The organism is Thomasclavelia sp. (assembly GCF_017889095.1).
Lineage (GTDB): Bacteria > Bacillota_I > Bacilli_A > Erysipelotrichales > Coprobacillaceae > Thomasclavelia.
The window spans coordinates 32,041-43,807 of the sequence record NZ_JAGHEW010000242.1 but is presented as its reverse complement, the minus strand read 5'-3'; the positions used below and the strand labels follow the sequence as shown (position 1 = coordinate 43,807).

Sequence of the window (11,767 nt, the reverse complement as noted above, 5' to 3'; positions counted from 1 at the left end):
TTCCTAGAATAATAAGACTAAATCCTAAGTAATTAAGTGTATTGTTGATATAATAAAGAATGCATTCAAACCAGTTTGCAAATGAAATAGTTCCGGCAGTATATAATGAAAATAAATATTTAGTAACATCGTAGAAGCTAAAGATAAAAGCAATTAAAAAGATTATTGCTAGAAGATATAAAATAATTGAAAGTTTATTGTATTTTTTTAGTTTTGATATCATAAATTTTCCTCCTGTTAGTTAATATAGATTTATAATAAGGGATAATTGTGGGTAAATTATGTAAAATAAGTTATATTTAAATGAAATATAATTCATATAAATAATTAAAAAGATAAGCATATTTTAGTGATAATAAACGTATTATTTAAATGCAGTATTGTTTTATCTAGAGATGATTTCTTAATATTATTTTAATGAAAAAGAGAATTATAATAGATGAAATAATTTAGCAACAATGGTATAATATAAGTAATAAAGGAGGTATGCAATATGGTAAAAAGAATTACTGTTACCGTAATTGATCCAGTTGGTCTATATGCGACTCCAGCAACCGAATTAGTTGATAATATGAAGGTGTTTAAAAGTGATATTAAACTAGTCTACGCTTCTAAAACTGTCAACATGAAATCATTGATGGGTGTTTTATCATTAGGAATACCAACAAAGGCTCAAATTGAAATCATTGCTGACGGGGAGGATGCTGATGCAGCAATTGACCATGCAATGAAAAAGATGAAAGAATTGGGTATTTGCGACTAACAATGATTGAATAAATGGGACTTTCTGTCCCTTTTATTTTGCCTATTTATTGATAATATGATATAGTAAAGACGGATTTTGAAAAAAGGGGTTAGATACATGGAAAATTTTTTTAAGTTAGTACTTGCCTTTGTGATTGGGTTTATTTTAGTGTTAATTGCAATGCCTAAAGTTATCCCGTTTTTACATAAGATGAAATTTGGACAAGTAGAACGTGAAGAAGGATTGGAATCTCATAAAGTAAAAAATGGAACACCGACTATGGGAGGAATTGTTTTTGTTTTAGCAGCAATTATTGCCATGATCGTTGTTAATATTGGGGGATTGTTTAATCCGGAATTGATCTTAGCGACAATTGTATTAGTTGGTTATAGTTTAATTGGTTTTGTTGATGATGCTTTAATTATTGTAAAACATAGTAATAAAGGATTATCACCATTAGCTAAATTATTAGCACAGATTGCTTTAGCAATAATTTGTTATATCTTTGCGATTAACTTTATTCCTGATTTTACTTCAATAGTAACAATACCAGTTATTAAAGTAGATATTGATTTTGGTATTTTATATCCATTATTAATTTTAATTATGTTTGCTGGTGAAAGTAATGGAGTTAATTTATCAGATGGATTAGATGGGCTGGCAACAGGTCTTTCAATGGTTGCCATTGCACCATTTATTATCTTTGCTATTATGACTAAAGACTACGCTTTAGCTAGTTATGCAACAGCAATGGTAGGGGCATTGCTTGGATTTATGATGTTTAACTACCATCCAGCTAAAATTTTTATGGGTGATGTTGGTTCTCTTGGTTTAGGAGGCTTTTTAGCGATTTTAGCAATCTTAACAAAACAAGAATTATTACTTATTTTAGTTGGTGGTGTTTTCTTAATGGAAACTCTATCAGTAATTATTCAAGTTGTTTCGTTTAAAACACGCGGTAAACGGGTCTTTAAAATGGCACCAATCCATCATCATTTTGAAATGTTAGGATGGAGCGAACAACAAGTTACTATTTCATTTTGGTTTATTGGGTTTATTTGTGGAATTTTATCAATTGTAATTGGGGTGTTATAAGATGTTAACAGGAAAAAAAGTATTGGTAATTGGACTAGCCCGAAGTGGTAAAGCAGCAATTAGATTATTACATCATTTAAATGCAACAATTACGGTCAATGAAGCTAAAGATGCTAAAGACATTCCTGAATATCAACAATATCTCGATATGGGAATTGAAATGGTTACTGGTAGTCATCCTGATGAATTATTTGAACGTGATTTTGATTTTGTAATTAAAAATCCAGGGATTAATTACCATAAACCATTTATCTTACGATTAAAAGAAAGAAAAATTCCGGTTTATACGGAAATTGAATTAGCTTATCAGGTAGCAAAAAAACAACATTATATTGCAGTTACTGGTACTAATGGAAAGACTACTACGGTAACTTTAATTGACAAAATTTTAAAAGGACAGTATAAAAATGTTCATCTAGCTGGTAATGTTGGTTATCCACTTTGTGATATTGTCATGGATAATAATTTATTAGAAGAAGAAAATCATTATGTGGTCATTGAAATGAGTAATTTCCAATTATTAGATATTGATACTTTTAAACCACATATTTCCACAATTATTAATTTAACGCCAGATCATTTAGATTATATGGCTTCATTAGATGAATACTATGCTTCAAAAACAAATATTTATAAAAATACCGATGAAAATGATTATTATATCGTCAACAATGACGATGCAACTGTTTTAAAATATTTACAAGATTATCAAGTTCCTTGTCAAAAGATAACTATGTCTTTAACTGATGAAGCAACTTGTATGATCAAAGATCAAGCAATCTATTATCAAGGCGAAAAAATTATTGCTTTAGATGATATTAAAGTAGTCGGAAATCATAATGTACAAAATATTATGGTAGCAATTTGTGCTTGTAAATTAGCTGGAGTTGACAATCAAATCATTAATCAAGAAATTGCTTCATTTATGGGCGTAGAACATCGAATCGAATTTGTTCGTGAAATCAATGGAGTTAAAGTTTATAATGACTCTAAAGCGACAAATACTGATGCCAGTATTATTGCTTTAAAAGCTTTTGATAAACCAGTAATTTTATTAATGGGCGGTTTTGAAAAAGGTTTAGACTTAACTGAAATGGCAAGTTATGGAAATAAAATCAAGCGTTTAATAACATTTGGCGCAGCCGGGAAACGTTTTAAAGATGAAATGCATGTTGGAAATAGTATTTGCGTTAAAAATCTTGAAGCAGCTACGCTTGAAGCTTTAAAAGAAGCTACTGCCGGTGATATTGTTTTACTTTCACCATCAACAAGCAGTTTTGATGAATTTTCCGGTTATGAAAAACGTGGCGAAGTATTTAAAGAAATTGTTAATAAATATTAAAAGTCATCATTTGATGGCTTTTTTATATCTAACAAATTAAAAACAATATCAATTTAAATATGACTTCTTTTTTACATTTTTAAAAATAATGACACATATACTTATACTGGTGGTATAAATGAAACGTAATCGTGTAGTTATTTTAGTTTTAATGATTGTTTTAATTGGACTTGCAATGGTATATAGCGCTAGTAATATTTGGGCTGGTTATAAATACAATGATTCATTGTATTATATTAAACGACAGCTTATTTTTGCAGTTATTGGGGTTATTTTGATGTTTGTAGTAGCTAAGATTGATTATCATGTTTATCAAAAACATGCAAATATTTTTTTGATCATTACTTTTATTTTAATGATCTTAGTCTTGATCCCTGGTATTGGTGCTGTTCGTGGGGGATCACGTTCCTGGTTTAATTTAGGGATCATTTCTTTACAGCCATCAGAACTATTTAAAATTGCGATGATTATTTATGGTGCTAACTATATTAGTAACCATTACCATGAGTTAAAGAAAATAAAAGCTAGTTTAAAATTATTAATTATTTTATTTTTAGGGTTTGGATTAATTATGTTACAACCTGATTTTGGTAGCGGGGTAGTAATGGTATGTTCGATTATTGTAATGATCATCGTTAGTCCGTTTCCGTTTAAATATTTTATTATGTTAGGAATTGTTGGCGTAATTGGGATTGTTGTGATGATTTTATCAGCGCCATATCGTTTACAAAGAATTGTTGCTTTTTTAAACCCGTTTGCTGATCCACTTGGTAGTGGTTTTCAAATTATTCAATCTTTATATGCCATTGCTCCAGGAGGAATATTAGGAGTAGGGTATAATAATAGTATTCAAAAGCATTTTTATTTACCAGAACCTCAAACTGATTTTATTTTTGCTATTTTTTTAGAAGAATTTGGATTGATTGGTGGAATTGTTTTGGTTTGTATGTATGGATATTTATTTATCACTGTTTTTAATCAGGCAATTAAAGTTAAAGATTTATTTGGCAGTTTTTTAATGATTGGAATTATTTCAATGATTGGAATCCAAACTTTAATTAACTTAGGGGTAGTGGTAGGCTTATTTCCGGTTACAGGTGTAATTTTGTAATTACGAAGGATTAGTTTATTTGAAGTTACATAAAATGATAAAAATTTAGCTGTTAAAAAATGTAAAAGAAAAAATGGCATTTTTATATTACAATGTATTATAAAATAAAGATGATTAATGAATATGGAAATGATATAATGAAAAGGAAAGAGGGTGATAAGTATGGGAATCTATTTAAATCCAACAAATCAAAATTTTTATGAAGCAGTTAATAAAGAAATATATGTTGATAAGTCATTACTTATTCAACATGTTGAATATTTAAGAAATAAAGTTAATAAATATATTTGTGTATCAAGACCCAGACGCTTTGGAAAGAGTACCGATGCCGATATGCTTGTAGCCTATTATTCAATGGGATGTGACTCTCATAATATCTTTGATTCACTAAAAATTAGTCAAACTGATCATTATTTAGAACATCTTAACAAACACCATGTCATTCATATCAATATGCAAAGTTTTTTAAGTAATACACATAATATTGATAAAATGATTCAATTACTAACAATTAGAATTTTAAATGAGTTTAAACAGGAATATTTAGTAAATTTCTTTGATGAAACAAATCTTTCATTATCTCTAGAAGATATCTATGCTTTTTCAAAAAACCAATTTATTTTTATTATAGATGAATGGGATTGTATATTTAGAGAATATAAGCAGGATAAAGAATCGCAGAGAATATATCTTGATTTTTTAAGAAACTTATTGAAAGATAAACCTTATGTAGAGTTAGCATATATGACAGGAATATTGCCTATCAAGAAATATGGAACCCATAGTGCCTTGAATATGTTTGAAGAAATCTCAATGATTGATCCAGGATTATTCGTTGAATTTATGGGATTTACGGAGGCTGAGGTTCAAAATCTTTGCATTCAATTCAACATTAGTTATGATGAATTGAAGCAATGGTATGATGGATATCACATGACAAATGATATTTCAACTTTTTCTCCTCGCTCTGTTGTTTCTTCAATTGTGAGAAAACAATTTGGAAATTACTGGACATCAACAGAAACCTATGAAGCTTTACAGGTTTATATAGATATGAACTTTGATGGCTTGAAGGATAATATCGTTCAATTGTTATCTGGAGAGAGTGTAGATGTCAATACAAGTAAGTTTCAAAATGATATGACAACATTCAAATCAAAAGATGATGTATTGACACTTCTTATACATCTGGGCTATTTAGGATATAACAGTTTTAATCATACATGTTATATTCCTAACAAAGAAGTTATTGATTCATTTGTTAATTCTATAGAAGATTCCAACTGGCAGGAAACTACAAAAGCATTATTAAATAGTCGAGAACTATTGGAAGCAACATGGAAAAAAGATGAAGATGCAGTAGCAAGATATATCGAAGAAGCTCATCTGGATACATCAATATTAACTTACAACAATGAAAATGCAATGTCATATACATTGTCAATAGCATATATTTATGCAAGAAATCATTATACAATGATAAGAGAGATGCCAAGTGGTGAAGGGTTTGTAGATATTGTCTTGATTCCATATCGAGATAAACCAGCTATGATCATAGAACTGAAATGGAATCAGGAAGCTAAGACAGCAATTGACCAGATTAAAGAAAAGAAATACCCAAAAGGATTAGAGAAATATAAAGATAATCTGTTGTTAGTTGCCATTAGCTATGATAAGAAAACTAAAAAACATACATGTTTTATTGAAGAAATAGGAAAGTAACACTTAAAATAAATGCTTTCAGGCTGTATGACAAAGTTTGTTTTTCAAACCGGTTTTGTTATACAGCTTTTTATATTTCCCACAAGTGAATAAAAAAGAGTGATTTTAATGTTTCAAATAGGCAGTTTGTCAACGCTTTGTTAATGTATCAACTCGTTGAAATAGATAAGAATAAAAGTGGTAGTGTAAATAATATAAAAATAATGAGAATAAATATGTAATCATGATAGATTAGTTTACTTGAAGATACATAAAGTGATAAAAATTTAGTTAAAATTTAAATGTTAAAAAAATGAGATGTAAAAAAATATTTTTTATGATTATGTTTAAAAAATGCTATGATGAATATTTAACATTTGGATTTTTTGGAAATTTATGTAGAATAATGTTGATTTGTTAAAATCGTAAAAAAGAAACTTATAGTGCACAAAAATTATACGATATTCCTAAAATTTGTCTTAGAATATCTTATTCTAGGACGCTATTTTGCTATAAAATTCAATTATTTCATCTGTTTTTGCAATTAAAAGCACATAAGTATGTCACATTTAAATCAAAAATATACATATTTTTTGTTGAAAAATGCATTTTTATCATCTATAATGAAGCAGAAGTTACAAAAATATCTTAGAATAAGATATTCTAGGACATTTATTTTAGACAAGATTTTTGATGAAGTAATCACTGACTTAGCGCATGTTATGGATTTGAAATGGTCATATTTTTTGCTGGTGGAACTATATCCTTTGATAGTTGCACTGGGATTTTGCTGTCTTTAAGGGGGTAGCTATGGAAAATGGATTTGTTTTAAAAGTGGATTATAAAAATGAAACTAAAATATTAAATATCTTAAATTCAGATCTTTTTAACAAATGTTTAAAAAGATCTTTTATTTTGCAGAAAGAACAGTTAAAGAATTATGGTGATGGCTGGAAGATATATGTAATTGATATTTTAAAGGGGTATATTTTTATTGATATTATTGATTTAGAGTTATTTAAAAGAACTCTTAGTAAATGTAAAGAGATATTTAAATTAAATAATCAAAATAAAATTCGCTTAGTTAAATTAAAGAAAAGAGATTTAATGTTTTTAGATGAATTTAATTTACCAGTTATTAAAAATTCTACTGGAGATATAAAAGATGGCAAGATAGTAGTAAATAAAGGACCGTTAATGAAAAAAGAAAAGATGATAAGAAAAGTTGATCGTCATAAACGATTAGCTTTTTTAAATTATCAGTTTTCTTTTGAAAACTATGATATATGCTTTGGATTAGAAATCAAAAATAAAGAGGTTTAGAAGTAATTTGAGGGGGAAATTTAGAGTGTATGTTAAGATAAAATGTATAATTTCAAGATTAATAGGTATATTAGGGTTATTAATTTTATGGCCTTTATTTTTATTAATTTCAATTTTAGTAAAATTGGATTCTAAAGGACCTGTTTTTTTTAAACAAGAGCGACTAGGATATAAAGGAAAAAGCTTCAATATGTATAAGTTCCGTTCTATGTGTGTGGGTGCAGAGAATATGGGGAGTGGGGTATATTCAGACAATCAAGATCCTAGAGTCACTAAAGTTGGACGTATTTTGAGAGCTACTAGTTTGGATGAGTTACCACAATTAATAAACTTAGCAAATGGGACGATGCATTTAATTTCATGTAGACCTCCATTAATTTATCATCCTTGGCCACTAGAAGAGTATAGTGATGAACAGTTGCATATGTTTGATCTACGTCCAGGTATAACTGGATGGGCACAAATTAATGGTAGAAAAGATGTTGAATGGAATAAACGAATTGAGTTGAATTGCTGGTATGTAGATCATCTCTCTTTTTTTTTGGATATAAAAATTTTCTTTATAACAATTTTTAAAGTATTAAAGAACGCTGATAATGAAAATCAAGGAAAAACAGTATTTAAGAAAGAAGAAAATTAAGGAGATAAAAAATGACAATAAAATTGATGTATATAACTAATAATCCTGATATAGCCAAAATTGCACAAGAAGCAGGTGTAGATAGAATATTTGTTGACTTAGAATCAATTGGCAAGGAAAAAAGACAGCCAAGTGATAGCGTTAAATCAAATCATACTTTAGAAGATATAAAAAATATAAGATTAGTAATAGATGAATCTGAATTATTAGTACGAATAAATTCGATTCATATTGATTCAAAAAAAGAAATAGATAAAGCAATTGAAAATGGTGCTGATATTATAATGTTACCATATTTCAAGACAGTTGAAGAAGTAAAAAAATTTTTAGAGTATATTGATGGAAGAGTAAAAACAAATTTATTAATCGAAACTAAGGAAGCAGTTGATAACATAAACGATATTTTATCTTTGCCAGGGATTGATGAGGTTCATATTGGTTTGAATGATTTGCATTTAAGCTATCATTTAGATTTTATGTTTGAATTACTATGCAATGGAATAGTAGAAGATTTGTGTAACACATTTAAGAGGTTTCAGGTACCATTTGGGATAGGTGGTTTTGGAAGATTGCATACTGGTGATCTACCAGCCGAAAAGATATTAACTGAACATTATCGTTTAGGTTCAAGTAATGCGATATTATCAAGAAGTTTTTATAATCAAAATAATGATAAAAGTTTGCAAGAAATAAGAAATATTTTTAATAGTGGGGTTAAAGAAATTAGGCAGTTTGAAAAAAATATAGATGAAAAATCATATATAAATAATCATAATAGTATACAGCAAGTTGTAAAAAAAATCGTGGAGAATAAATATGTCAAAGTATAAAGAATTATTATTGACAGGGTGTTTTCCATATTCAAAAGAACAAATAGAAAAAATAAAAAAAGCAGGATTTAATATTACATTTATAAAAAATGAATTAGAAAAAATAAAATTTGATGTATCTAAATTTGAATATATTGTTTGTAATGGATTATTTTTACATAACTCAGTAGAAAGGTTTACAAATTTAAGGTTTGTTCAAGCAACTAGTGCTGGACTTGAACGATTACCAATTGATTATTTTAAAAAAAATGATATTGAATATTGTAATGCAAGAGATATTTATAGTATTCCAATTGCTGAATGGGTAATTATGTTTATTTTAAATAGTTATAAATCAATGATGCAGTTTTACGAACAAAAAGATAATAAAGAGTGGATAAAAAATCGTAATATTAAAGAATTAACAAATAAAGTAGTAACGATTATTGGATATGGAAATATTGGTAAAGAAATAGCAAAAAGATTAGTTCCTTTTAATGTAATTATAAATGTTGTAGATATTAATAAAGTAGATGATTCGTTAGTTAATGAATCTTTTTTTATTGATGAAATTGAAGGAGTTTTACCGATATCCGATGTAGTAGTGCTTTCAATAGCATTAACAAATGATACATATCATTTAATTGATAAAAATAAATTAGAATCGATGAAAAGAAATTCAATTCTAATAAACATTGCTCGTGGATCTTTAATTGATGAGTTGGCATTAATAGAAAAAATAGATAAATTTAAAAATGTTGCTTTAGATGTATTTGAAACAGAACCATTAGCCAAGGATAGTCCTTTGTGGAATAAAACTAATGTTTTAATTACTCCACATAATTCATTTATATCGGATATGGTAAATGAAAGAATGTTTAAATTGATATATGAAAACTTAAGAGTTAGGTGTAAAGAATGATGTATGAGTTCATAAATTTTTTAAAAGTTATTGCAACAATTTTAATAACTAATGCTCATTATGAAAACATTTATCCAATTTCTATTATTGCTAATGGGGGATTGTTAGGTGATGTACTGTTTTTTGTAGTATCTGGATTTTGTTTATCAAATATAAAAGGTAGCTTTATTAAATGGTATAAAAAGAGAATTATCAGAATTTATCCAACAGTTTTTATTGTTACACTTATATGTATTTTTGCAGGATTGTACGTATATGAAAATAGTTTGCACGGTTTTATTTCTATGTTTATCTATCCAACTAATTATCATTTTGTAGCATCAATAATCATTTTATATGTTTTTTATTATCTAATTTTATCTTTAATAAAAAAAATTGGGATAAATAAAAGAAGAGGAATACTAGTTTCAATGATTTTTATATTAATAATTTATTTGATTTACTATTTTTTTATGTTTGATAAAAGTTTTTATCATATTGATTCAGTTTATGAAAATAACATTCGTTTTTTCTTTTTGATATGTATGTTGCTGGGAGCTTGGATAAAGGAAAAACTATCATATTATAAAAGTAAAAAAAATAAATATATTTTTTTGATAATTGGAGTTCTTTTTGTTATCTATGTTATTTCAAAAGTATTGTTTTCAAAAGTTGATATATTAGCACCTATTCAAATATTAAACCAAATAATTTTATTTGGATTACTTTATTTTATTTTTATAACAACATTAAGTTATGAAGATAAATTAGTACTGTTACCAGAATATATAAGAAAAACCATCAAATATATTTCTAATTTAACATTAGAAATATATTTAATCCAATATCTACTTATAGACCGTTTGAATAAATTTGCATTTCCAATTAACTTTATTATTGTTTCATTTTCAATATTAATTAGTGCCTTTTTAATTAAATTATTTATAAGTCAAATGAATAAAAAATTAACAAATATTTATGAGGTGAGAAAATGATAGTTTATTATTCTATGATTATTTGGATAGGTATAAATGGATTTATCTCAAGGTATTTACCTAAAAGAGTAGTTAATAATAATTTTGAAAAAATAAAAAAGCCTTGTTATTTCATCGTTTTTGCAACAATATGTTATATTTTTGTATTAATTGGATTGAGAAGTGGAGTTGGAGATACGTATGCTTATATTCAAATATTTAATAATTTACCCGACAAATTGAATTTAAGTGTTATTCAATCATTTGATAAAGATGTCGGTTTTTTTATATTTAGTGTACTTTTTAAGCAATTCATATCATCAAATTATCATATTTGGCTATTTGTAATTTCTTGGATAAGTGGATTACTTATTACAAAAACTTTGTATAAATATTCAGATAATTTCTTTTATTCAATGTTTTTATTTATTGTTATGCTAGATTTTGTTTGGATGTTAAATGGTATGAGACAATTTATAGCAGTAAGTTTAATATTTGGAAATATAGATTTATTTTTGGATAAAAAATTTATAAAATGTATGCTTTTAATAGCTTTAGCATCAACCATTCACATAAGTGCATTGTTCACAATTCCAATATATTTTCTAGTGAATTTCAACTGTTTTACGTGGAAATTTTATTTTTTCATAATCATTTTATTTGTTGTTGGTATCAATATTGATTATATAGCTAATACATTTTCTATTGTTTTAGAAGATACTGCTTATGAGGGTTATTTAACAGAAGCAGCAACAAGTACTGGATCAAATTTATTACGTGTTGCAGTAGGTGCTGCACCGTGCATATTAGCTTTTATTGGACGAAAACAAATTCAAGGAAATAAACTTATAAATTTTTGTATCAATATGTCAATAATTTCAGCAATATTCTATTTTATCTCATCATTTTCTGGAGGAATTTTGATAGGACGTATTCCTATTTATTTTGATGTATTTAATCTAATTTTAATACCTTGGTTAATTAAGAACATTTTTGTAGAAAGTAATCATTTTATTATGTATTTAATTGTGGGTATATGTTATTTTGCATTTTTTTATTTAAAGGCAAAATATGGAATGGGATTAGGTTATGAGAGTGATATTTTAAGAATATTTGTCTAAAAATA

General features: G+C 26.7%; 11 protein-coding genes and 1 pseudogene. 11 read left to right on the top strand and 1 reads right to left on the bottom strand.

Annotated features, from left to right (window positions below):
* Positions 1-223, bottom strand: a pseudogene (locus tag J7M77_RS10775) (hypothetical protein); the annotation flags it as partial.
* 270 nt (positions 224-493) lie between these two features.
* Between J7M77_RS10775 and J7M77_RS10770 the strand changes: the two are divergent.
* The 11 genes from J7M77_RS10770 to J7M77_RS10720 all read left to right on the top strand — a co-directional run bounded on the left by J7M77_RS10770 (position 494) and on the right by J7M77_RS10720 (position 11,762).
* Positions 494-763 carry an HPr family phosphocarrier protein gene (locus J7M77_RS10770; RefSeq protein ID WP_296878388.1) on the top strand — a complete coding sequence of 90 codons (270 nt, stop codon included), beginning with the start codon at positions 494-496 and terminating at the stop codon, positions 761-763.
* Positions 764-862: 99 nt separating this feature from the next.
* Positions 863-1,840, top strand: coding sequence for a phospho-N-acetylmuramoyl-pentapeptide-transferase (gene mraY / locus J7M77_RS10765; RefSeq protein WP_296878387.1), 978 nt, complete (start codon positions 863-865; stop codon positions 1,838-1,840).
* 1 nt (position 1,841) lies between these two features.
* Complete coding sequence (murD, locus tag J7M77_RS10760; protein WP_296878386.1) at positions 1,842-3,182, top strand: UDP-N-acetylmuramoyl-L-alanine--D-glutamate ligase; 1,341 nt, start codon at positions 1,842-1,844, stop codon at positions 3,180-3,182.
* Positions 3,183-3,300: 118 nt separating this feature from the next.
* Entirely contained in the window at positions 3,301-4,293 is a 993-nt protein-coding gene (locus J7M77_RS10755) for an FtsW/RodA/SpoVE family cell cycle protein (protein ID WP_296878385.1), read from the top strand.
* Positions 4,294-4,455: 162 nt separating this feature from the next.
* Complete coding sequence (locus J7M77_RS10750; protein ID WP_296878384.1) at positions 4,456-6,015, top strand: AAA family ATPase; 1,560 nt, start codon at positions 4,456-4,458, stop codon at positions 6,013-6,015.
* A gap of 789 nt (positions 6,016-6,804) precedes the next feature.
* Positions 6,805-7,317: a hypothetical protein gene (locus J7M77_RS10745; RefSeq protein WP_296878383.1), complete on the top strand. Its 513-nt coding sequence runs from the start codon at positions 6,805-6,807 to the stop codon at positions 7,315-7,317.
* Positions 7,318-7,342: 25 nt separating this feature from the next.
* Complete coding sequence (locus J7M77_RS10740; protein ID WP_296878382.1) at positions 7,343-7,957, top strand: sugar transferase; 615 nt, start codon at positions 7,343-7,345, stop codon at positions 7,955-7,957.
* Between the two features lie 11 nt (positions 7,958-7,968).
* A complete protein-coding gene (locus J7M77_RS10735) occupies positions 7,969-8,787 on the top strand; it encodes an aldolase/citrate lyase family protein (RefSeq protein WP_296878381.1) in 819 nt (272 codons plus the stop codon).
* Entirely contained in the window at positions 8,774-9,688 is a 915-nt protein-coding gene (locus J7M77_RS10730) for an NAD(P)-dependent oxidoreductase (RefSeq protein ID WP_296878380.1), read from the top strand. The genes J7M77_RS10735 and J7M77_RS10730 overlap by 14 nt, the downstream gene beginning before the upstream one ends.
* Positions 9,688-10,662 carry an acyltransferase family protein gene (locus J7M77_RS10725; RefSeq protein WP_296878379.1) on the top strand — a complete coding sequence of 325 codons (975 nt, stop codon included), beginning with the start codon at positions 9,688-9,690 and terminating at the stop codon, positions 10,660-10,662. The genes J7M77_RS10730 and J7M77_RS10725 overlap by 1 nt, the downstream gene beginning before the upstream one ends.
* Positions 10,659-11,762, top strand: a complete 1,104-nt coding sequence (locus J7M77_RS10720; protein WP_296878378.1) for an EpsG family protein — start codon at positions 10,659-10,661, stop codon at positions 11,760-11,762. The genes J7M77_RS10725 and J7M77_RS10720 overlap by 4 nt, the downstream gene beginning before the upstream one ends.
* Positions 11,763-11,767 lie beyond the last annotated feature (5 nt).

Excerpts from the sequence above, each read along its gene's own strand:
- J7M77_RS10770 (WP_296878388.1), top strand. The coding sequence starts at position 494 with ATGGTAAAAAGAATTACTGTTACCGTAATTGATCCAGTTGGTCTATAT.
- mraY (WP_296878387.1), top strand. The coding sequence starts at position 863 with ATGGAAAATTTTTTTAAGTTAGTACTTGCCTTTGTGATTGGGTTTATT.
- murD (WP_296878386.1), top strand. The coding sequence starts at position 1,842 with ATGTTAACAGGAAAAAAAGTATTGGTAATTGGACTAGCCCGAAGTGGT.
- J7M77_RS10755 (WP_296878385.1), top strand. The coding sequence starts at position 3,301 with ATGAAACGTAATCGTGTAGTTATTTTAGTTTTAATGATTGTTTTAATT.
- J7M77_RS10750 (WP_296878384.1), top strand. The coding sequence starts at position 4,456 with ATGGGAATCTATTTAAATCCAACAAATCAAAATTTTTATGAAGCAGTT.
- J7M77_RS10745 (WP_296878383.1), top strand. The coding sequence starts at position 6,805 with ATGGAAAATGGATTTGTTTTAAAAGTGGATTATAAAAATGAAACTAAA.
- J7M77_RS10735 (WP_296878381.1), top strand. The coding sequence starts at position 7,969 with ATGACAATAAAATTGATGTATATAACTAATAATCCTGATATAGCCAAA.
- J7M77_RS10730 (WP_296878380.1), top strand. The coding sequence starts at position 8,774 with ATGTCAAAGTATAAAGAATTATTATTGACAGGGTGTTTTCCATATTCA.
- J7M77_RS10725 (WP_296878379.1), top strand. The coding sequence starts at position 9,688 with ATGTATGAGTTCATAAATTTTTTAAAAGTTATTGCAACAATTTTAATA.
- J7M77_RS10720 (WP_296878378.1), top strand. The coding sequence starts at position 10,659 with ATGATAGTTTATTATTCTATGATTATTTGGATAGGTATAAATGGATTT.